This window comes from Arcticibacterium sp. GJ41-1 (genome assembly GCF_055808875.1).
Genome location: NZ_CM147888.1, coordinates 3,901,186 through 3,923,276, shown reverse-complemented (window position 1 = coordinate 3,923,276; position 22,091 = coordinate 3,901,186). Strand labels below are relative to the sequence as shown.

The following is a 22,091-nucleotide window of genomic DNA, read 5'->3' as shown; positions in this document are numbered from 1 at the left end:
TATTTATTTCGAAATTTCAGTTCTTATTTCTGCCAAGATTTCTTTTCCGCCTGCGGCCAAAAGTCTTTCACCCACTAGATTGCCCAGGTTTTCTGGTTCTGTTCCGTTTTCTTCAATTCTTAAAACCTTTTGGCCGTCAAGGCTGATGATTCCGGCGTTTAAAGATATTCCGTTTTCAGCGTTTAGACTTGCTGTTCCAAAAACTGGTATTGAGCAGCCACCGTTAACGGTTTTTAAAAAAGCTCTTTCGGTCAAAAGGCACTTTTCCGTTTCTGGATGATTGCAAGCATTTCTTACAAAACCTCTTTTTCCGCTGTCAATGTTTACCGCTGTTTCAATAGCCACAGAGCCTTGTCCTACGGCAGGAGTGAAAGTTTTCTCATTTATCACTTCCTGAATAATGTCATGGTACTCCATTCTGTGAACACCTGCATAGGCTAGCAGGAGGGCATCACAAATGCCGCTTTCCATTTTCGCAATTCGGGTTTGAAGGTTCCCTCGCATATCCACAATTTTAATTTGTGGGTAAAAAGCTCTAAGCATCGCAATTCTGCGTGTGCTTGAAGTTCCTACTACAATATCATCGGTAAGTTTGACCTGTTTTTTACTGGCCAAAACGTCGTTTATTTTTTCCCTTTCCAAAAAAGCAATGACCTCAAATTTATCGCCAAGGTCAGATTGTAAATCTTTGGCACTATGTACCGCTATATCTACTGAGCCATCTAAAAGCTGCTCTTCCAGCTCTTCAGTAAAGACTCCTTTGCTACCAATTTTGGATAAAGACCTGTCTAGTATCTTATCGCCTTTTGTATGAATAATTACTATCTCTGTGGTAGCACCAGATTTCTTTAAAAGTTCTTCTACATGGTAGGCTTGCCAAAGTGCCAGTTTACTACCTCTTGTACCAATTTTTATATGCATGATTATATGAATAATGAGCCAAAAGAGCTTACAATGATTCCAACCAAAAGGCCAGCTATAACTTGAAGTAAAGTATGGGCGTTTAATTTTAACCTTGAAGATAAAACTAAGCCTGCTACTATAATTGCTAGAAAGAAAGGAGTATTTAGCGACATTTCGTCATACTTAAACTTAAGCATGAAAAATGCTCCAATTAAGCCACCAATCCCTGCTGCATGAGCACTTATTTGCCATTTTAAACTAACCAAAGCTATGATAAGAATGGTTACAGCTATAAATCCAATGACAATGGCAGTGCCTTGCAACTGAGGTCCTTTTTGATAAAGGAAATAACTCAGGAAACCAGAGCTGATGATTGAAAAAAGATAAGGAAACCTTCGGTCTGAAAGTTTTTCTAATGTTATACTTTCTATGGACTTTCTTTTGTAAAGCCATAAAACCATTAAGGAGGGAAAGAAAAAAGTATAGGCAAAAACAAAAGCTAGTAATATAAATTTTGCTTTTACCGAGGAGCCATCAATTCCTATGATGTATGGGCAAACAAAATACAATGTTGCCAATAAAGCCGTGGGCATAATGCCTGGGTGAAATAAATAGGAAAAAAAGCTAGCGAGTTTTTTGCTCACAAAAGAAAATGGAATTCTGGTGTATTATTATATAAATACAAATATAACACCGTGAATTGACTAGAGAAGAGTATTTGCTTACAATTGTTTTCTAAGTCTAGCTACAGGGATATTTAATTGTTCTCTGTATTTTGCTACTGTTCTTCTTGCGATTTTATATCCGCGTTTCTTCAATTGTTTCTCCAGTTTGTCATCAGATAGTGGAGCATGTTTAGGCTCTGAGTCTATCAGTTCTTTTAGGATATTCTTCACCTCACGGCTAGACGCATCTTCACCAGAGTCTGTAGAGATGCCTTCAGAGAAGAAATATTTAAGAGGGTAAATACCAAAATCAGTTTGAACAGCCTTACTGTTAGCTACTCTGGATACTGTAGAAATATCCATTTCAATTTTTTCTGCAATGTCCTTTAGGATCATTGGCTTAAGCTTGCTTTCATCACCCTCCCAGAAAAACTCTTGCTGGTATTTGACAATAGCCTCCATGGTTCTAAGGAGTGTTTGCTGACGCTGAACGATAGCATCAATAAACCATTTAGCAGCATCCAGTTTTTGCTTTACAAAACTAACTGTCTCTTTTATCTGCTTATTTTTCTTATCACTCTTGTCGTAAGTGTCAAGCATGTCTGAAAAAGACCTGCTTACTCTTAATTCTGGAGCGTTTTTAGAATTTAATATAATGTCTAGTTTGCCATTGTCTTGTGTGACAATAAAGTCAGGCATCAAATAAGTGGCCGTGGCTCCTGAAGCTCCTACACTGCCTGGCTTAGGATTTAACCGAGTAATTAGTGTGATGGCATCTTTTAAAGACTCATGGTCTGTATCTAGTTTTCTTTGAATGGTGTCGAAATGCTTTTTCGTGAACTCGTCAAAGTAGCTTTCTAAAATTCTTTTAGCATTATCACAAGCTATAGTGTGGCATTTCATACGTTCTACCTGAAGCAATAAACACTCCTGAAGATTTCTTGCTCCTATGCCTGCAGGTTCAAATAATTGAACTTTATGCAGTACAGAAATAACTTCTTCTTCAGAAACATACAGGTTTTGACCAAATGCTAAGTCATTACAAATAGAACGTATTGGTCTTCTGATGTAACCATCATCTTCAATACTTCCAATTAGCTGCAAGCCTATAGTAGTTTGCTGTTCGTCTAACTTTAAAAAGCCTAGTTGCTGATTTAAACTTTCTGTTAAAGAGTCCATGGCCACCACTGGCATACTTTCTCTATCTTCATCCCAAGAGTCGCTTTGCATTTTATAGCCAGCATAATCATCTTTGTTAAGATAATCAGAAACATCAACTTTCTCTTGACTTAAACTCTCATAGTCGGTAAAATCATCACCATAGTCATCATATTCTGTTCCGTACTCATCATTACCATAGTCATCTGTCTGAAATTCTTCTTCCTTCGTTTTCTCTTGAAATTCCATTCCTTCTTCTAAAGCCGGATTTACTTCAAGTTCTTCTTCTATTCTTTGGTCTAATTCTGCAGTAGGGATTTGCAACAGTTTAATGAACTGAATTTGCTGTGGAGATAAACGCTGCTGTAATGATTGGTTTAAGGAAAGTCTTTGCATCGTAAGTCGTTTAATGAATAAATAAGAAAGTCAGATATCTACCCTTTCTCATTAACCGTGCCAGAAATATTTTACTGTTTTTAAAATAGGTGTAAAATAAACTACTTCTGGCCTGGTGCTTTACTCCGTTTTTGTTTAAGTTGTTGTTAGTCAGTATTTTGTACTGATATCAAAATCTGTGCCTTGTTTTTATGATAATGATACAAAAAAAACTGGAGTTTTCCGTTTTTTGTGCAAATTTAGTAATTAAGCCATGACAGTTTTTAGCTTCATTTCTGTCTCATTCCACTCTTTTTCTGGTTCGGAGTCGCCTGTTATTCCGCATCCAGCATAAAAGGAAATATGCTCTGGAGAGGCTTTTAAAGTTCTAAGATTTACAAAAAGGTGCGTGTTATTTTCAATATTTACAGGGCCTAAAAAGCCGCTGTAAAAGCTTCTGTTGTATGTTTCGTTCTTTTTGATAAAAGCCTGTGCAGCTTCTCTGGGCATACCGCAAACCGCCGAAGTAGGGTGCAGTAATTCTAGCATGACACTGCCAAGTTGCGGAAATTCGATGGCTTTTGTGTCAATTTTAAAAGTTGTTTGTAAATGAAGTAGATTACCTGCATTGATAGTTTTGGGGCCTATTTCTACAAATTCCCTAACCCTTATTCTTTTTAAGCAGTTTATGATGTATCGGCTTACAAAAGCCTGTTCTTCTATTTCTTTTTGACGCCATAATGCGTCAGCTGTTTCAATATTATTTCCAGCACTGTCTACTGATGCTTGTGTGCCGGCTAATGCCATGGTTCTGAAAATTCCTTCAGCATCTTGCTGTACTAAACTTTCTGGTGTCGCACCTATCCATATTTCGTTTTCCCACGGTAAATAGGTAAGCGAGCAAAAAGCTGAACTATGCTTTTTACTAAGATTGGCGAAATGGTTTATGGGAGAAAAATTGTCAGGTCTTTCTATTTTCTTTTCTCTAGAAAGTACCACTTTGTCAAAGAAGCCATCATTAATGGCTGTAATGCCTTTCTTTACGTTTTCTAAGAAACTAGCTTTTTCTGCAGGAACACTAGCGGAGTGTACTTTAAGGTTGACCTTACTTTGGGAAGAAACCGCTTTTTCTAGGTCAAAGAAATTGCTAAGCTTGTCCTCAATCGTTTGGTCGAGGCTTTCTTCCAAAGATTTGAAGTTAAATGCAATATCTCCTTGTATAAAAAGGGATTGGTTAGCCTCTGAATAATTAAAAGGAGCAAAAGCAAATCCTGCTCCTAATTCTTCTAAGTCGATCTTTTGCCAATTTGGCTCTTCATTGGTCGAAATAACACAGTTAAACGATTCAGTAGAAGGCATTCGCCAAATGGCAAAAGGTAGGTTGCCTACTATAAGTTGGGCAAAAATATCTTTTATGGCGAACTGAGATTTCTCTATGATATTCGTCTCTGCCATTGAGTATTAACGTAATGCAGTTTGAGATTTAGCATCTAAATCTCCATTATTATATTTTGAAGGACATTTAAGTAAAATTTGTTCTGCCAAGAAGTAGTCTTTTTCAATATTCATTTTGCCTACTACCACTACTTTTTCAGAACGCTCCATGTCTTGAGGTTTTGCTTTCATATACACCACTTTTGATTCAAAGTTCATGGAATCAACCATGATGAATTCAAACTTATTAGGGTCAATAGACGGTTCATACTTCATACCTTCTATTTCGCCAATGGCGTCTTTTTTTAGTTCTCCTACTACATGGACAGAAGTACTAGAGCCACTTTCAGCTAACTTTTTGGCTTCGTTAAAATCGGAGTAGGTACTAGCGTCTCCTACTGTTGATATTATCATGATGATAGCTACTGCTATTACACCTAATGCTATAATATGTGATTTCTTCATAAGTCTTATTTTTTTTGAAGCTCTTCTAGTTTTCTTACTTTCCTATCCAACGTAAAAAGGTATATTATAATTCCAATAGTGACCACGGCTACCACCATTATTACAATCCAAAATTTACCGTCAGAACGAAGGTTATCTGCCATCTCTATGTCTTGCTGTAGCATTAAGAGAATGCCTATAATTAAGTTATATATCATCTATTTATTGTTTTTAGCGTACTCTAATTTTTCTAACCTATGCTTAATGTTACTTATCCAGATACCAATAAGTATCCATCCTATAACAGCAGGGTAAAACACCATTCTCATGGAGCTGTCCATGTCATATTTTCCAAAAGCAGGGTTTCCTCCATTTCCTGGATGGAGGGAATCTGTAACTCTAGGTAATATCCAAACCAAAGGCATAAATGCTGCAAAGGCAAAAATGTTATAAACGGCAGAAAGCCTAGCTTTCTTTTGTTCGTCATCAAAAGACCCTCTTAAAATAAAATACGCTGCATAAATTAGCATACCAATTTCAACCGCTATTAACTTAGGATCTAAGGGAAGGGGCGAGCCCCAAGTGAAATTGCCCCATATGGCACCAGTAATGAAGCCGAGTGCTCCAAAAAGGAGAGCCACATGGGCAAAAGAGAAGGCTTCCTGATCTAAAGAAATATCTCCTTTTCTTAAATATTGAAATGATTTAAACATAGAGATAGACATTAATGTCATCATAGCAAACCATAAAGGCACATGGAAATATGTATTTCTTATGGTTTCATTTAGAATAGGTAAGCGAGGCACGTTGCCAATTAAGCCAGCTACAGATGCGTAACATATTAGAATTGCTCCTAATGCTTTCCACCAAGTATTTTTAAACGTCATATTAATTATTTCAAAATCTATTTCAAATAAAAACTAACTCTTCCAGAGGTAAGGGAAAAGAACGATACTCAAAGCTATTACAATCCCGTCAATACCTACTAAAGTCCAAATTTCGTCTTTGCTTACAAAGAAAGCCAAACCATCCATTGCGTTTTTAGACAGTCGCATAAGCATCAATAACATTGGGATAATGATAGGGAAGCTTAAAAGAGCCATCAACGAACCCGTGTTTTCTGCTTTTGAGGCTATTGCCGCTACTAGGGTCAAAACTCCTGAAAATCCAAGTGCTCCTAATGCTAAAGATGCGGCATACAACGCTAAATCTTGAACCGGGTTTTCTAAGAATAAAATGTAAATACCAAAACCTACAAATGTCAAAATGAGCATTAAGATAAAATTGTAAATCAATTTTGACAGAATAATGGCTTCAGGATTTGCCAGTGAATAATAATAGGGCTGTCTGTTTTTATGCTCTTGAGCAAAGCTTTTAGAAATGGCGTTTATGGCAGTAAAAAGAATGATAATCCAAAACAGCGTATTCCATACAGGAGGTGTCAATGAATTTGACTTTATCCTGAAGCTCAAGTAGCAAATGAAAACAGTGGATACCAGATAGAGTATCATGCCATTGAATGCGTATTTATTACGCCATTCTAAGGTGAATTCTTTACCCAGAAGTGCTATTATTTCTTTCATTTACTTTTCTCACCGCAAATGTACTTCACAAATCACTCTGAACCATTAGTTTTGTTGCCTTTTGATAGATCTAAGATTTCAATATTTCTAAACCAAACAGGGTGTCCTTCTGCTTGAAGAGCTATGTAGCCTTCTTTTAGCGGAGTTCCTGCCATTTTTTTGACCCAAGTTTTATCTTTTAGCCATCGGTCAGTATTGTCTGTTTCCCAGCCACCTATTTGTGGATTATAATAGGTAAGAACAGTGTCTCCTTCTACCACATGATGAACAATAGAGTCGCCCAAAACTATGGCTTCTACATTAACCCACTGGTCTTCATATGTTTTGCCATCGGCGTACATCATGTGGTCGGTGTATAGTTTATTGTCTCGTATCACATGTGTTCCAGGCGATGCTAGGTTTCCAGTAGCTCTATCATTGCTGTCGATTCGTGAAAGAAACTGCATTTCTATGGATGCTGGGAAATCTTGATTTAACTGTTGGCTTGCCGCTGACTGGGCATGAAGCATCACACCACTATTTGCTTCTGCATAATAAGGGCTGCCAGGAGTAAGCTCTCCAAATATCCTATACTGCATTCTTAGTCTATATTTTGAATAAGGTACCTTATAATACAGGTGTCCAAATTCGTGCGTAAAAGTATCGTATTCAGCATAGTTTACTTTTATGATACTATCTTCCACTATAAAGGTGTTCTTGAAGTTTTCATTTAGCTCATGACCAGATATTTTAATATCCCAACCATCTAAGTTTGTGCCATTAAAGAGCGATTTCCATTCTTCTTTTGGCTCTTCAGGTTTACAACCAACAATAGAAATGATAATTAGAACTAGTAGGCTTACGTTTTTCATGATGTTATTTTAAGACTTTAAGGGTTGAATAAAAAAGCATGATGCGGTGTTACGTATAATGATAACGTTATACAGTTTTGATTGCTTCCTGTTTTTACATATTTAATGCAATTATAGTGGGAATTTTACCGGCAAATAAGTTTTTATTAAGCTATCTGCATGAAAGCTAGAGAAGTATACCATTTAGCCTTTTTTGCCTATGAAAATTCTCCTTTTATATTGAATTATTTATATCTTTGCATTTCCTAATACTACCTAATAGGGCCTACAAGACAATAAATACACTCTAAACATTTGTTGATATGACAAAAAAAACTACTTTATCAAAAGTAGGTAGAGGACTGTTAATGCATTCTTGTAAGAGCTCAACCCTCAAGAATTTATTCTCTGTTCTGTGCTTGCTACTGTTTGTGTTTCAGGCTAATGCGGCTCAAAGCATTACTGGGAAAATAACCGATGAAAATGGTGAAGGTCTGCCGGGCGTTACTGTTATCGAAAAAGGTACCACTAAAGGAACCTCTACTAACTTGGATGGTGAATTCAAGTTTGAGGCCACTGGTCCAAAATCGGTTCTTGTTTTTTCTTTTATTGGGTACAAAAGCCAAGAAATTGTTGTTGGTTCCCAATCAATTATTAATCTTTCTATGGATCCTGATGCCTCTAACTTAGATGAGGTTATTGTGGTGGGTTATGGTACTCAAAAGAAAGAAACCGTAACAGGTTCTGTAGCAGCTGTAAAAGGGGAAGAACTTATGAAGTCTCCTGCTGTTAATGTTTCTAACTCTATTGCAGGTCGAATGGCTGGTGTAATAGCGGTAAACAGAAGTGGTGAGCCAGGTGCTGATGGTTCTCAAATCAGGATTCGTGGTTCTAATACTTTAGGAAACAATAGTGCTCTTATAGTAATAGATGGCATTCCTGATAGAGCTGGTGGATTTGAGCGTTTAAATCCAAATGACATTGAAAGTATTTCGGTACTTAAAGATGCATCTGCAGCCATTTATGGAGCAAGAGCAGCCAATGGTGTTATTCTGGTAACTACGAAAAGAGGTAAAAACGGAAAACCTGAGTTATCTTATCAGTTTAACCAAGGTTTTTCTCAACCAACGAAAGTCCCAGATTTAGCGAATGCGAGGCAATATGCTGAAATGCTTAACGACTTAAGTGTTTACGAGCTTCCTACATCTCAATGGCAAGCAGCTAACGATGCTTATAAATCAACGGGTGCTTATGGTGATAGAACTGCACCTTATTCTCCAGAAGATATGGAGCTGTATTCAAATGGTTCAGACCCATGGGGACATCCAGATACAGATTGGTATGGCGAAACATTGAAAAAATGGTCTCCACAGTCTAAGCATAATATTCAGCTTATTGGTGGTGGAGAGAATGTTAAGTATATGACTTCTCTTGGTTATCAGAAACAAGATGCTTATTACAAAAACTCGGCTACGGGTTATGAGCAGTATAACTTGAGAATTAACTTAGATGCCAACATTAATAAATATGTTGACATGCAAATTGGAGCAGCTCTTCGTGAGGAGTTTAGACACTATCCTACGCAGTCTGCTGCGGCAATCTTTAGAATGTCAATGAGAGGTAAGCCAAATCAGCCAGCATTCTGGCCAAATGGTAAACCAGGTCCAGATATTGAAAACGGTCAAAATCCGGTGGTTGTAACTACAGATTTGACTGGTTACGATAGAGATAGAAGAGATTATATTCAAACCAACGGTTCTTTAAATATTAGAATCCCTGGTGTAGAAGGTCTTAAGTTTACAGGAACGGCGGCTATAGATAAGTCTATTACTACCACTAAAACTTGGACCACTCCATGGACTCTTTATGAGTTGGGTAATGGTTTTGAAGCGGATGGTGTTACACCTGTTTTGGTGCCAAACCAAAGAGGGCCATCTGAGCCAAATTTATATCAAAGTAACTCTAATCAACTTAATATCTTATTAGGTGGAATTGGTACTTATGAAAAACAATGGGGCGATCACTCTGCTACCATTTTAGCGGGGGTTAATAGAGAAACTATTGAGGGAGATGATTTCAATGCTTATAGAAGATTCTTCTTATCGCCTGCAATTGACCAAATATTTGCTGGGGGTGACCTAGAGAAAAATAATGGTGGTGGAGCTTTTGAAAGAGCCCGTCTAAATTATTTTGGTAGAATTGCTTATAATTATAAAGAGAAGTATTTAGCGGAGTTTCTTTGGAGAAATGATGGTTCATACATTTTTCCAGAAGAAACAAGATTTGGTTTCTTCCCTGGAGTTATGGCAGGTTGGGTAATGTCTGAAGAAAGTTTCATTAAAGACATTCCAGCTATTACCTACTTGAAGTTAAGAGGTTCTTGGGGCCAAATGGGTAATGATAATATTTATTATGATGATGAACTTCAGGAGTATCAGTTCTTATCTACCTATGGTTTTGATAGTTACATAATTAACGGTGCTGAAACTAAAACGTTATACGAAACGCGTGTTCCAAATCCAGGAATTACTTGGGAGGTAGCGAATAACTCAAATATTGGTATAGAAGGAGATCTTTTCAAGAGCTCTTTGTTCTTCGAATTTGATTTATTCTATAATAAGAGAACAAACATCCTTTGGAGAAAGAATGCTTCTGTACCTCAAAGTACTGGATTGTCTCTTCCAGCTGAAAATATTGGTGAAGTTGCTAATAAAGGATTTGATATTAATTTAGGTTATAGAGGACGTGAAGGAGAAGTTAAGTATGAAGTAAGTGTGAATGGTGGTTATGCAAAGAACAAGATTCTTTTCTGGGATGAAGCTCCTGGAGCACCAGATTGGCAAAGGTCTACAGGTAAGCCTATTAATACTTTCTTGGTTTATCAGTATGATGGTGTATTTAAAGACCAAGCGGAAATTGATGGTAATCAGTTAGATTACACGGCATTGGTAAATACTCTAAGACCAGGTGATATGAAATATCAAGATTACGATGGTGATGGTAAAATTACACCAGATGATAGAGTAAGAATGGATTTTAATAATATTCCACTTTTCCAAGGAGGAGCTAACTTATCTGTTTCTTACAGAGCGTTTGACCTTTCTGTATTAATTCAAGGTGCTTTCGGTGCTAGACAGTACATCAGTGCTGGAGAGTCTGGGAACATTGGTAACTACTTTTTAGATATCTATGAGAACAGATGGACGGTAGACAATCCAAGTAGTGAGCATCCAAGAATTGCAAACAGAAGTGATCAATACTATTCAGGTGGAAATACTTATTGGTTTAGAAAAGCTGATTATATCCGTTTGAAAAACTTTGAGTTAGGATTTACGTTACCTACTACTGTTAGTACAAAACTTGGTTTGAGTAACCTTAGAGTTTATGCTAATGGACTTAACTTATTCGACTTTATGAATAAGCTTAAAGTATTAGATCCAGAGTCTGATTCTTCTACAGGTCAGTATTACCCTCAAGCAAGAGTGTTAAATACTGGTATTTCGGTAACATTTTAATTAAGGACAAATGAAAAAAACAAAATATATATTATTACCATTTCTGGTTTCATTGTTTGCAGTAACAGGCTGTAATGATGATTTCGTGAATACACAGCCACTTGGTGAGGTTTCAGAAGCATCCGTTTGGACGGATGCGGCCTTAGCAGAAGCAGCCGTTACAAATATCTATAGAGGTATAGGAAACGGTGGTATGGATGAGCAAATGTTGGCATCTCTCACAGATGAAACCATGTTTACTCACCCAGGTAGAAACATTACTACCGTTACAGAGTCAAGATCGAACTCAGCAGATCCGGGTTGGATTAACAACACTTACGACTGGGCTAACATGTATAGCTATATCAGAGCTGCCAATGTGGCGGTAGAGCAATTAAGTGAGCCAAAACTTGAAGACGGTGCTCTAGTAGATCGTTTAATGGGTGAAGCTAAGTTTATGCGTGCTTATTACTACCAGCAGTTGCTTCGTTATTTTGGAGGTTTTCCAATTATCGATAAAAGCTATGGCTTAAGTGATGACGACTTCTTAGTATCTAGAGATACGTATGAAGACTGTGTAAACTTTATTGTTAAAGATTTAGATGATGCAGCTACGCTTTTAGCTGGGAAAAATCTTGCTTCAGGAAGAACTACAGAGTTAGCGGCATTGGCTTTAAAATCAAGAGTATTGCTTTATGCAGCTAGTGATTTACATGATATACCAACTGCCTCTGCTAAGTCTTCAGTGATTTCTGGTTTTTCTAATAAAGGATTATTGGGCTACACTTCAGGAAGCCAAGAAGCTAGATGGCAAGCTGCTAAAGCTGCTGCTAAAGCTGTTTTGGATAAAGGTACTGGTGCTTTTTTGAATAATTCTGAGCCAGTTTCTCCTGAGCAAGGAAAAGAGAACTACATGAATACTTCTCTTTCTAGAAATGGTGGTGAAGAAGATTTAATATTCGGAAGGTATTTTATTAGTGCAAAAAGAGAAAATGGTGGTCGTCAAGGTCTTTTTAATGGTCCTAACGGATACAATAACTGGGCAGGAAATACACCAGTTTCATTACTAGTAGATGATTATGAAATGATGGATGGTTCTTCTTTTGATTGGTCAAATGAGGAGCATGCGGCTAAACCTTACGAAAATCGCGACCCAAGGTTTTATGCTTCTATTCTTTATGATGGAGCACAGTGGAAGCCAAGAGCATCTGCAAACCAGCCAAGAGACCCATTAGGACAAATTCAAACTGGACAATATGAACTTCCTAGTGGAGATACTCATTTTGGTTTAGATACTAGAAATGGTCCTATTGAAGATTGGAATGGTAGCTATACAGGGTATTACATGAGAAAGTTCACAGAGCCAGCTGACGATTTTGTTGATCAAAATACGTGGCAAGAAGTGCCTTGGCCTGTCTTAAGATATACGGAGGCTGTATTTAACTATGCAGAAGCTTGTATTGAATTAGGTGAAGATGCGGAAGCTAAAAATTGGATTAACAAAATCCGTTTTAGAGCAGGTTTACCTGCACTTACTGAGTCAGGCGATGCCTTGATGGAGCGTTACAGACATGAAAGAAGAATTGAAATGGTGTTTGAAGAACAACGTTTTCATGATACTAGAAGATGGATGATTGCTCCAGAAACTTTAGGGAGACAAGCAAACGGTATCAATATAGTTGGTACTCTGAAGCCTGGTCAAACAGTTGATGTTTATAGATACGATCCTGAAATTTATGACTACTCCTATGAAGTAATCAATATGGATGAAGGAAAAGAAAATAGACAATGGGCAGATAAAATGTATTTCTTGCCTCTAAATAGAACTGAATTAAATAGAAATGAAAACTTGATTCAAAACCCTGGTTTTGACTAATTGAATCTATTTAAATTGAATTATTAAAAATCTATCCCAACATTGGGATAGATTTTTTTACATTTATAACTAATGAAAAAACACCTTAGCCTTAAAACATTAAGTTTTGCTTTTTGCTTTCTAATGCTCTTTTCGTGCTCAGATTCTGACACGGAAAAAATAGAAGAGAATGACAGCCTATTTACCTTACTATATCCCACAAAAACCAATATTAACTTTCAAAACACCCTCACAGAAGGGCTTAATACTAATATTTTGATGTATGAGTATTTCTATAATGGTGCTGGCGTAGCCGCTGGAGACTTTAATGGAGATGGCCTTGATGATTTATATTTCACGGCAAATTTGACGGAGAATAAATTATATCTAAATAATGGCGATTTTAATTTTCAAGACATAACTAAAATCTCAGGTGCTGCCGGAAGACCAGGCCCTTGGAAAACAGGAGTAAGTGTGGTAGATATTAATGCCGATGGCAAATTAGATATCTACTTATGTTACTCAGGAACGCTTCCTGCACATAAACGTGTCAATCAGCTTTTTGTAAATCAAGGAAATACAGAAGCGGGAATACCACAGTTTAAAGATGAGGCTGCTAAGTATGGAATAGATAGCCCTGGGTTTAGTAACCAGTCTTACTTTTTTGATGCAGACCGTGATGGCGATTTAGATATGCTACTGCTTAATCATAATCCAAAGAATTTACCAATTTTAAACGAGGCGAGTACAGCCGAGTTTATGAAAACCGATGACCCAGAGAAAGGCATTAGATATTACCAGAATGACAATGGATATTATACAGATAAAACTACTAGCAGTGGTATAAATGGCTCTGCTTTAAGTTACGGCTTAGGTTTGGGTATTTCTGATTTTAATGATGATGGATGGCCAGACTTCTACGTTTCAAACGACTACTCTGTGCCTGATTATATTTATATCAATCAAAAAAACGGAAAGTTTAAGAATGAAATAGACCAGAGTATAGGGCATACCAGTCAGTTTTCTATGGGTAATGATGTGGCCGATATAAATAATGACGGGCATACCGATATTTTTACGCTAGATATGCTCCCAGAAGATAATAAGCGTCAAAAGCTGCTTTTGGCTCCAGATAACTTTAACAAGTTTGATCTTAATGTAAGAAGTGGTTTTTATTATCAGTACATGAGAAATATGCTTCAGCTGAATAATGGGAATGGTACTTTTTCTGAAATAGGGCAGCTTTCTGGCGTCTCTAATACAGACTGGAGTTGGTCAGCTTTACTGGCAGATTATGATAATGACGGCTGGAAAGACCTTTTTGTAAGTAATGGTTATTTCAGAGATTTTACCAACCTCGACTTCATAAAATACATGAATGATTTTGTGAAAGAAAAAGGAAGACTACAGCGTGATGATGTTTTGGAGTTGATTTCTAAAATGCCTTCGTCCAATGTCGGTAATTACATTTTTAAGAATAAAAACGGTGCAGGGTTCTTAAATAAAACCAAAGATTGGGGCTTAGCTGAGGCATCTAACAGTAATGGAGCTGCATATGCTGATTTGGATAATGATGGCGATTTAGATTTGATTGTCAATAATATCAACAAAGCCGCCTTTGTCTTTAGAAACGAGAGTAAGAATAATTATTTAAAAGTAAATCTAAATGGTTCTGTTAATAATCCATTAGGAATAGGAGCCAAGTTGAGCTTAGAAAAAGGTTCTGAAATAATGGCTGTGGAACAAAATTTAGGTAGAGGTTATCTTTCTTCTGTTTCTCCAGTGCTAAATATAGGTTTGGGGCAAAATGAAACTATAGACAAATTGACCATTAAATGGCCAACAGGCGAAGTGCAGGTTTTGACCAATGTAAAAGCAAATGAAACCTTAAGTATCAATATTGGAGATGCTTCAAATGTTAAGGACTCAGTAAAGCCTATTGATGTATTATTTGCCGAGCTTAAGTCTCCCATTCCTTACAGTCACAGTAAAATTAAGTTTAGAGATTTTGACCGTCAGCCGCTTCTAATTCATGAGCAGTCTTTTTCTGGACCGTGTATGCAAAAGGCCGATTTAGATAAAAATGGCTTGGAAGATATATTTATAGGAGGAGCTGCTGGCCAAAGTGCTGTAGTTTTTCTTCAAAAGGAGAATGGTGAGTTTAGTAAGCGTGTTCTGCCAAATTCTGAAACAGGGAAAAAAGCAGAAGACCAAGATGCTGCTTTTTTAGATGTTAATGCAGATGGATTTTTAGATATTTTGGTAGCAAGCGGAGGATATCATCAGCTAAAGGCAGACGATGTTAGTTTGGCCGATAGGCTTTATATAAATGATGGGAAAGGGGAATTTAAGCTGAGCAGTGCAGCATTTGCAAATCAAGCAAGCTCTTGTTTTGCTGTTAATGATATTAATGGCGACGGTTTGGTCGATGTTTTTGTAGGCGGAGGTATTTCACCGGGCAGATATCCAGAGCAAGGCAAAAGTCACTTTTTAGTGAATGATGGGAAAGGTGGATTGAAGACTATTTCAGAACCATTGTTTGAAGATTTAGGCTTGGTGAAAACTGCAGAATGGATAGACTTAGATGCTGATAGAAATAAAGAATTGATATTAGCTGGGGAGTGGATGAGTATTAAAATATTTAAAAATCAAGGCGGAAAGCTTACAGATGTGAGCGATTCTTATTTAGGGAAATCATATTTAGGCTGGTGGAATACCTTAGCAGTTAAAGACCTTAATGGCGACGGCAAACCAGATTTAGTTATTGGTAACGAAGGTCTGAATACTCAATTTAAAGCTTCTGAAAAAGAGCCTCTTGAGCTTTACGCAAAAGATTTTGATAATAATGGGATAGTAGACCCCCTTTTTTGTTTTTACATCCAAGGGAAAAGTTACCCTTACATTACACGAGACGAACTGTTAAATCAGTTGCCACAGTTTAGACCAAGTTTCACTACCTACAGTAGTTTTTCAGAAGTAGGTTTAGATAAACTCTTTCCAGCATCAGAGCTTAAAACAGCAAGTTATTTTAAAGCTGATTATATGGCCACGACTTTACTTTTAAGTCAGCCTGACGGCAAATATAAACTTGCAGATCTCCCTAAAGAGGCTCAGTATGCCCCCGTTTTTTCAATTGAAATTGAGGATTTTGACAAAGACGGCAAAGATGATTTACTGCTTTTGGGGAACAATACGCATAGTAAATTACGTCTTGGTAAGTCAGATGCTAATTATGGTTTACTGCTGAAAGGAAATGGTAAAGGTGGTTTCGAAACAGTTTCTCAGTCGGCCTCTGGCTTAAATATTAGTGGGGATGTAAGAAGTAGTCTTTATTTCAATAATGTTCTTTATGTGGGCTTAAATGGAGAGGGTTTAAGAGCATTTAAATTTAAAAATGATTTATGAAACTTAGATTGAGTGTTATTGGCTTTGTATTGGTGGCAATGTTTTCCGCTTTTGAGGCTAAGAGTAATGTTATAGAAAAAGTAAGTTTCTCTTCAGAAAAAACATTTTCAAACCTTGGTTTTATAAGTCAATCTAAGGAATTGGAAACAAATCTGAATTCAGAAGAGGAAACTGAAGAAGAATTGGAAAAAGAAGAAGGAACTCATATATCGAACTCCTTCTATATTGGTGCTTTGATAGTAATTATTATTGCTGGCTACTTGATGAATAAAAGAAAGCCATTAATGAATCCTTAATTCAGTGTTTAAGGTTATTTCTTCATAAGGCATTGGTTCGTCAGATTGCATCCTTTTAAGAAGTAGTTCGGCTGCTTTTGCCCCCATTTCACTTGGAAATTGTTCTACAGAAGCCATTGGCGGGTTTTCTAAGAGACTAGTAAAAGGTAAATTAGCAAAGCTGACAAATAAAATGTCTTTGTTAGGTATGATTCCTTTTTGTCTGCAGGCCGCCATAGCGTCCAAAGCTACATAGTCATTAAAAGTCAATATGGCTTCAGGTCTGTCGGTAAGCTCACAAAGCTCATTCATACCTTTGGTAGTGTCTTCACGAGTTAAATTGCTTGATTTGATATATTTCTGAGAAGTGGGCAAGCCAAATTTTGCAATAGTTTCTAAATAACCATTTAACCTTTGGTCAGAAGCATCTAAGTTTCCGGGACCATTGATAAGAGCTATTTTCTTAATTCCTTTATTTACCAAGAATTGAATGGCATCACTGGTGCCTTTTGTGACACTGCTATGTACTTTATTGGCTTCAAAGTTTCTTGGAACTCTATCAAAGAAAACGACTGGAATACCATATTCTTCCAAGACTTTAAAGTGGCCATAATGATTAGTTTCTGCCGAAACCGATGCTATCAGCCCATCTATTCTAGTAGATATAAATGCATCTATCATCTTTTTTTCTCTTTCTATGCTGTCTCTAGACTGACTTACCATTACATGATATTCATGCGGAAGTACGGTGTCTTCAATAGCGGAGATTGCCATAGAAAAAAACTCCTCTTTTAAAAAAGGAAGTAGAACCCCAATTTTTAAGGTTTTATTATTCTTTAGAAGCTTTGCAGCAGGGTTAGGTACGTAGTGAAGTTTTTTGGCTAGCTCTCTAACGCGTTCTTTGGTTTTAATCCCTATTCTCGGGTGATCGTTTAGAGCTCTAGAAACTGTGCTGGCCGAAATGCCTAACTCTAAGGCAATGTTCTTTATAGTGATATTGGTTCTAGCCATAACTGTTATTGATTATTGACATTGGCAAGATATAAAGATTTCTTCTCGTAGTGCAATTGTTTGCATTCATTATAGACTTTGGTTTTTTGCTTGTGCAAACGGGTGCACATACTTTTTTATCTTTTTATGGTAATATTTTAATAAGAGTTTGGACTAAAAGCTATCTACATTTGTAATAGGCCAACTTTATAACTGTATGATATCTTATTCTTTTACGTAAGAAAGCCTTCGGGCGTTCTGAGTTAGATGGAATTTCATAAAGAAGTAAGGTTAAAATTTAGGTAGAGAAACTGAAACTATGCCGACCCTGTTGGCATAGTTTTTTGACTTTTAGCCGCTTGTTATAAAAACTATTTAATAAAGCTACCTTTGTCTTTAAGTTTAAAACCCAAGATTTACCTCTGTTATACTATGAACGAAAAGGTAGTTGCTAAAACCTTTGAAAATAAGTTTAAATCATCTCCAAGCATTGCAGTTAGAGCTCCCGGCAGAATTAACTTAATAGGAGAACACACAGATTATAACGACGGATTTGTACTTCCAGCTGCCATAGATAAGGCTATTTACTTTTGCCTTTCAAAAAGAAATGACAACACCGTTATTCTTAACTCGGTAGACCTTAATGATGAGCATGAGCTAAGTCTTGATGATATAAAAAAATCAAATAAAGATTGGGCAAATTTTCTGATAGGGGTTATTAAAGAAATTAAAGACACAAACCCTAAACTAAATGCTGGTTTTAACCTCACTTTTGGTGGTGATGTGCCCTTAGGTGCAGGTTTGTCTTCTTCTGCTGCTATAGAAAGTGGATTGGCTTATGCCCTTAACGAACTCTATAATTTGAATTTTAGCCTGCTAGATTTGGCTAAAATAGCCCAAAGTGCAGAGCATAATTTTGCAGGAGTAAGGTGCGGAATTATGGACATGTATGCCTCATTAATGGGCAAAAAAGGGAAGGTGATTCAGTTGGATTGTAAAAATCTGACACATACCTATCTTCCTTTTGAGATGGATGATGTAAGTGTAGTTCTTTTTAATTCTGGCGTAAAACATAATTTGGCAGAGTCTGCTTATAATGAGCGTCGTGAGCAGTGTGAAGAAGGTCTTAGCTTCTTCCAAAAAAACTATGCGGAAATAAATAGCTTTAGAGATTTAAGCTTTGAAACTTTAGAAAAGCATAAAGCAGATTTAGATGCAAAAGTGTACGACCGCTGCCTTTACGTACTGTCTGAAGAAGATAGAATGAAAAGAGCTACAGTGGCACTCACCGAAGGCAATTTAGAAGCCTTTGGCGAACTGATGTATCAAACACATGATGGTTTAAAAGACGACTATGAAGTTAGCTGTGATGAGCTAGACTTTTTGGTTGATTTAACAAAAGATAAACCAGGCGTCCTTGGTGCCAGAATGATGGGTGGAGGTTTTGGAGGTTGCACCATTAATATTGTTAAAAAAGATGCAGTTTCTGATTTAATAGAAGCTGTAAAAGTCGCTTATTTAAGTAAATTTGATATCAATATAGAACACTTCCAAGTTCAGATAACAGACGGTTGTTCTGTTATTTATGAGCTTGCTTAACTAATCAACATACCCTATGAAACTTTCACGAATCCTTTCAGGACTGCTTTTGCTCAGTCCTTTTTTTGTTCATGCCCAATTCTTCACATTTACAGAGTGGGAAAATCCTGAGAAAGTAGAAATCAACAAATTGGCTCCTCATGCTGAAATGACTCACTTTAGCAGTATTGCAGCTGCGAAGGCAGATGCTGGAGAGAGCCTGAATTATAAGAGTTTAAACGGAAACTGGAAGTTTAAATATGCCGATACGCCAGGGGAGAGTCCACAAGACTTCATGGAAGAAGGTTTTGATGCTAAGCTATGGAGCTCTATACCTGTTCCTTCTAATTGGGAATTGGAAGGGCATGGTATTCCAATTTATACCAACGTCATTTACCCATTTCCTAAAAATCCACCTTTTATAGACCATGCATATAATCCTGTGGGTTCTTATATTAAGGAATTTACGGTTCCTGAAAATTGGGAGGGAGATGATGTTATTTTGAGTTTTGGTTCTATCTCAGGAGCGGCCTATATATGGCTTAATGGCAAAGAGGTAGGTTTTACTAAAGTTTCTAAAACGGCAGCAGAATTTGATATCACACCATTTCTTAAAAGAGGTACCAACACGCTAGTCGTTAAGGTTTTAAGATGGCATGACGGAAGTTATATAGAAGACCAAGATTTTTGGAGACTTTCAGGAATTGAACGCGACGTCAATTTTTATGCTAGACCCAAAACTCATATTGCAGATTACTTTTCAAAAGCTTTACTGGTCAATAATTATAAAGACGGAAATTTGGTAGTGGATTTGAATGTGGGAGGAAGAAGCATTGCTGGGTTTGACGCAGTTCTTTCTCTTTTTGATGCAAATGGCAATGTAGTGGCTCAGCAGTCTCAAAAGGTAAAAGAAGACATGGTTAGTTTTAAAGCCATTAAAGTAGCAAATGTAAAACCGTGGAATACTGAAACACCTAACCTTTATACGCTAGTTCTTACTTTAAATAAGGCTGGAAAATTAGTAGATGCGGTAAGTCAAAAGGTAGGTTTTAGAACGGTAGAAATTACCGACAAGGGGCTCCTTGTTAATGGGAATAGAATCTTTGTGAAAGGCGTTAACCGTCATGAACATGATCCTAAAACAGGGCATGTTATCTCAAAAGAAAGTATGTTGGAAGACATCCGCTTAATGAAGCTATTTAATATTAATACGGTAAGAAGTTCGCATTATCCTAATGACCCGCTGTGGTTGAAACTGTGTAACCAATACGGCCTTTTTGTGATAGACGAGGCCAATATTGAAACGCACGGCATGGGAGCGGAACTGCAAGGCTGGTTTGATAAAAGTGTGCATCCTGCATATTTACCAGAGTGGAAAGAAGCTCACCTTGACAGAGCCAGAAGGGTTTTAGAAAGAGACAAAAACCACCCTTCGGTTATAGTGTGGTCTATGGGGAATGAGTGCGGAAATGGGTCTAATTTTCAAGCTATCTATGATTATATGAAAGGCCGTGACGATTCTAGGCCGGTTCAGTCTGAGCAGGCAGGTGAAGAGGCAAATACCGATATAGTTACACCAATGTATCCAACTATGGATGCTATGAAGAAATATGCAAGCTCAGGAGCTAAAAGACCATACATCATGTGTGAGTATTCGCATGCCATGGGAAATAGTAATGGAAACTTCAAGGAGTATTGGGATGTGATTTATGGCAGCGATAACCTGCAAGGTGGCTGTATTTGGGATTGGGTAGACCAAGGCTTAGAAGTAAACGATCCATACAAAGGAAAGTACTTTGGCTACGGAGGAGACTTAGGGAGTCAAAATTTAAGAAATGATGAAAACTTCTGTGCCAACGGCTTGGTGTCTTCTGATAGACAAGTTCACCCTGGACTTTACGAAGTGAAAAAAGTGTATCAAAATGTACATTTTAAAAACTTTGACTGGAAAACTGGAAGTTTTGATGTGGCCTTGCAAACCTTCTTTACAGATTATACTTATACGTATAAGTTGTTAAAAAACGGGGAAGAGCTAAGTACAGGAGAATTAAGTCTTACAAATGGTAAAGGAAAAGTAAACATGCCAAGTTTAATAGACGGTAATGACTATGTATTTCAAGTCTTTGCTTTGCAAAAAAGCTTTGATGCTATGATTCCAACTGGTCATGAAGTGGCACGTGAAGAGTTTGTTTATAAACCACTGAAAGATGTGTTTTTGGTTAAAAATGTGAAGCCAGTATCTGGATTGATCGAGAATGGTAACTTATACATATTTAAAGAAAACGGAATTGAGATAGCCTTAAATAAAGAAAACGGAAGCATTGTCAAATTTGAGAAAGATGGTATGTCGTATTTGAGTAGCATGCCACAGCCATATTTTTGGAGAGCTCCTATCGACAACGATTTTGGACATAATTTCCAAGAAACTGCATCTGTTTGGCGTACAGCCCATAGTAGCAAAACCTTAAAGTCGGTAGAGAGTTATGAGGGAGGTATAAAAGTTAACTATACGCTTAATGACGTTTCTGCAGATTATAGCATTAGCTATACCATTTTAGAAGGCGGAAGGTTAGCTGTTAAGTCTGATTTGAAAATTAATGATGCACAGGTTTCTGAATTGTCAAGAATGGGAATGCGTATGCAGCTACCAAAGGCTTTTAATGTAGTGAATTACTATGGTAGAGGACCTTTTGAAAATTATCAAGATAGAAATACTGCTTCGTTTTTAGGCGTTTATCAAGATTTGGTTAAAAACCAGTTTGTAGATACTTACATAAGACCTCAAGAAAATGGCTACAGAACAGATACTAAATGGGTGAAACTGAAAGATGATAAAGGTCATATTTTAAAAGTGGAGGGTATGCAGCCACTAAGTTTTAGTGCTTTACACTATGTCACAGAGGATTTTGACCCTGGTATGACTAAAAAACAGATGCATCCTACAGATGTATCTGAAAGAGACGCAACCATTCTTCATATTGATTTGTTGCAGAGGGGTGTTGGTGGAGACAATAGTTGGGGGTATATGCCTCATAAGCCTTATAGGCTTGAAAATAATAGCTATTCTTACGCTTACGTAATCACTTTAGAGTAATAAACTCT

General features: G+C 37.0%; 16 protein-coding genes. 6 read left to right on the top strand and 10 right to left on the bottom strand.

Annotation, left to right across the window (positions count from 1 at the left end; genetic code table 11):
* Positions 1-3: 3 nt before the first annotated feature.
* The 9 genes from hemC to AC0L6O_RS16200 form a co-directional block, all read right to left on the bottom strand.
* Positions 4-921 (bottom strand): hydroxymethylbilane synthase, encoded by a 918-nt coding sequence (gene hemC / locus AC0L6O_RS16240; RefSeq protein WP_473303821.1) that lies wholly within the window; start codon positions 919-921, stop codon positions 4-6.
* Positions 922-923: 2 nt separating this feature from the next.
* Entirely contained in the window at positions 924-1,496 is a 573-nt protein-coding gene (locus tag AC0L6O_RS16235) for a phosphatase PAP2 family protein (RefSeq protein ID WP_473303819.1), read from the bottom strand.
* 129 nt (positions 1,497-1,625) lie between these two features.
* Positions 1,626-3,122, bottom strand: a complete 1,497-nt coding sequence (rpoN, locus tag AC0L6O_RS16230; RefSeq protein ID WP_473303818.1) for an RNA polymerase factor sigma-54 — start codon at positions 3,120-3,122, stop codon at positions 1,626-1,628.
* 246 nt (positions 3,123-3,368) lie between these two features.
* Positions 3,369-4,556, bottom strand: a complete 1,188-nt coding sequence (locus AC0L6O_RS16225; RefSeq protein ID WP_473303817.1) for a chorismate-binding protein — start codon at positions 4,554-4,556, stop codon at positions 3,369-3,371.
* 6 nt (positions 4,557-4,562) lie between these two features.
* On the bottom strand, positions 4,563-5,000 hold the full coding sequence (locus AC0L6O_RS16220) for a cytochrome c maturation protein CcmE domain-containing protein (protein ID WP_473303815.1): 438 nt from the start codon (positions 4,998-5,000) through the stop codon (positions 4,563-4,565).
* Positions 5,001-5,005: 5 nt separating this feature from the next.
* Positions 5,006-5,197, bottom strand: coding sequence for a CcmD family protein (locus AC0L6O_RS16215; protein WP_473303814.1), 192 nt, complete (start codon positions 5,195-5,197; stop codon positions 5,006-5,008).
* A complete protein-coding gene (gene ccsA, locus AC0L6O_RS16210; RefSeq protein WP_473303812.1) occupies positions 5,198-5,866 on the bottom strand; it encodes a cytochrome c biogenesis protein CcsA in 669 nt (222 codons plus the stop codon).
* 33 nt (positions 5,867-5,899) lie between these two features.
* Positions 5,900-6,562: a heme exporter protein CcmB gene (locus AC0L6O_RS16205; RefSeq protein ID WP_473303810.1), complete on the bottom strand. Its 663-nt coding sequence runs from the start codon at positions 6,560-6,562 to the stop codon at positions 5,900-5,902.
* A 32-nt stretch (positions 6,563-6,594) separates the two neighbouring features.
* Positions 6,595-7,413, bottom strand: coding sequence for a 3-keto-disaccharide hydrolase (locus tag AC0L6O_RS16200; protein WP_473303808.1), 819 nt, complete (start codon positions 7,411-7,413; stop codon positions 6,595-6,597).
* A 347-nt stretch (positions 7,414-7,760) separates the two neighbouring features.
* On the opposite strand from AC0L6O_RS16200, the gene AC0L6O_RS16195 reads away from it, so the two are divergent.
* From AC0L6O_RS16195 to AC0L6O_RS16180, 4 genes are all read left to right on the top strand, one after another.
* Complete coding sequence (locus AC0L6O_RS16195; protein WP_473308538.1) at positions 7,761-10,907, top strand: SusC/RagA family TonB-linked outer membrane protein; 3,147 nt, start codon at positions 7,761-7,763, stop codon at positions 10,905-10,907.
* 10 nt (positions 10,908-10,917) lie between these two features.
* Positions 10,918-12,762, top strand: a complete 1,845-nt coding sequence (locus tag AC0L6O_RS16190; protein WP_473303807.1) for a RagB/SusD family nutrient uptake outer membrane protein — start codon at positions 10,918-10,920, stop codon at positions 12,760-12,762.
* Positions 12,763-12,834: 72 nt separating this feature from the next.
* Positions 12,835-16,146 (top strand): VCBS repeat-containing protein, encoded by a 3,312-nt coding sequence (locus AC0L6O_RS16185; RefSeq protein ID WP_473303805.1) that lies wholly within the window; start codon positions 12,835-12,837, stop codon positions 16,144-16,146.
* Positions 16,143-16,442, top strand: coding sequence for a hypothetical protein (locus tag AC0L6O_RS16180; RefSeq protein ID WP_473303803.1), 300 nt, complete (start codon positions 16,143-16,145; stop codon positions 16,440-16,442). Before AC0L6O_RS16185 ends, AC0L6O_RS16180 begins: the two co-directional genes overlap by 4 nt.
* Here AC0L6O_RS16180 and AC0L6O_RS16175 read toward each other — a convergent pair.
* Positions 16,428-17,432, bottom strand: a complete 1,005-nt coding sequence (locus tag AC0L6O_RS16175) for a LacI family DNA-binding transcriptional regulator (RefSeq protein ID WP_473303801.1) — start codon at positions 17,430-17,432, stop codon at positions 16,428-16,430. The genes AC0L6O_RS16180 and AC0L6O_RS16175 overlap by 15 nt on opposite strands.
* 411 nt (positions 17,433-17,843) lie before the next feature.
* Here AC0L6O_RS16175 and AC0L6O_RS16170 point away from each other — a divergent pair, with 411 nt between their 5' ends.
* Both AC0L6O_RS16170 and AC0L6O_RS16165 read left to right on the top strand, forming a co-directional pair.
* Positions 17,844-19,010 carry a galactokinase gene (locus tag AC0L6O_RS16170; protein ID WP_473303799.1) on the top strand — a complete coding sequence of 389 codons (1,167 nt, stop codon included), beginning with the start codon at positions 17,844-17,846 and terminating at the stop codon, positions 19,008-19,010.
* Between the two features lie 16 nt (positions 19,011-19,026).
* The gene (locus tag AC0L6O_RS16165; protein ID WP_473303797.1) at positions 19,027-22,083 is read left to right on the top strand and encodes a glycoside hydrolase family 2 TIM barrel-domain containing protein; all 3,057 of its coding nucleotides are present in this window, start codon (positions 19,027-19,029) and stop codon (positions 22,081-22,083) included.
* Positions 22,084-22,091: the final 8 nt, after the last annotated feature.

Coding starts and splice junctions, on each gene's coding strand:
- hemC (WP_473303821.1), bottom strand. CDS start 921: ATGCATATAAAAATTGGTACAAGAGGTAGTAAACTGGCACTTTGGCAA.
- AC0L6O_RS16235 (WP_473303819.1), bottom strand. CDS start 1,496: ATGCCCACGGCTTTATTGGCAACATTGTATTTTGTTTGCCCATACATC.
- rpoN (WP_473303818.1), bottom strand. CDS start 3,122: ATGCAAAGACTTTCCTTAAACCAATCATTACAGCAGCGTTTATCTCCA.
- AC0L6O_RS16225 (WP_473303817.1), bottom strand. CDS start 4,556: ATGGCAGAGACGAATATCATAGAGAAATCTCAGTTCGCCATAAAAGAT.
- AC0L6O_RS16220 (WP_473303815.1), bottom strand. CDS start 5,000: ATGAAGAAATCACATATTATAGCATTAGGTGTAATAGCAGTAGCTATC.
- AC0L6O_RS16215 (WP_473303814.1), bottom strand. CDS start 5,197: ATGATATATAACTTAATTATAGGCATTCTCTTAATGCTACAGCAAGAC.
- ccsA (WP_473303812.1), bottom strand. CDS start 5,866: ATGACGTTTAAAAATACTTGGTGGAAAGCATTAGGAGCAATTCTAATA.
- AC0L6O_RS16205 (WP_473303810.1), bottom strand. CDS start 6,562: ATGAAAGAAATAATAGCACTTCTGGGTAAAGAATTCACCTTAGAATGG.
- AC0L6O_RS16200 (WP_473303808.1), bottom strand. CDS start 7,413: ATGAAAAACGTAAGCCTACTAGTTCTAATTATCATTTCTATTGTTGGT.
- AC0L6O_RS16195 (WP_473308538.1), top strand. CDS start 7,761: ATGCATTCTTGTAAGAGCTCAACCCTCAAGAATTTATTCTCTGTTCTG.
- AC0L6O_RS16190 (WP_473303807.1), top strand. CDS start 10,918: ATGAAAAAAACAAAATATATATTATTACCATTTCTGGTTTCATTGTTT.
- AC0L6O_RS16185 (WP_473303805.1), top strand. CDS start 12,835: ATGAAAAAACACCTTAGCCTTAAAACATTAAGTTTTGCTTTTTGCTTT.
- AC0L6O_RS16180 (WP_473303803.1), top strand. CDS start 16,143: ATGAAACTTAGATTGAGTGTTATTGGCTTTGTATTGGTGGCAATGTTT.
- AC0L6O_RS16175 (WP_473303801.1), bottom strand. CDS start 17,432: ATGGCTAGAACCAATATCACTATAAAGAACATTGCCTTAGAGTTAGGC.
- AC0L6O_RS16170 (WP_473303799.1), top strand. CDS start 17,844: ATGAACGAAAAGGTAGTTGCTAAAACCTTTGAAAATAAGTTTAAATCA.
- AC0L6O_RS16165 (WP_473303797.1), top strand. CDS start 19,027: ATGAAACTTTCACGAATCCTTTCAGGACTGCTTTTGCTCAGTCCTTTT.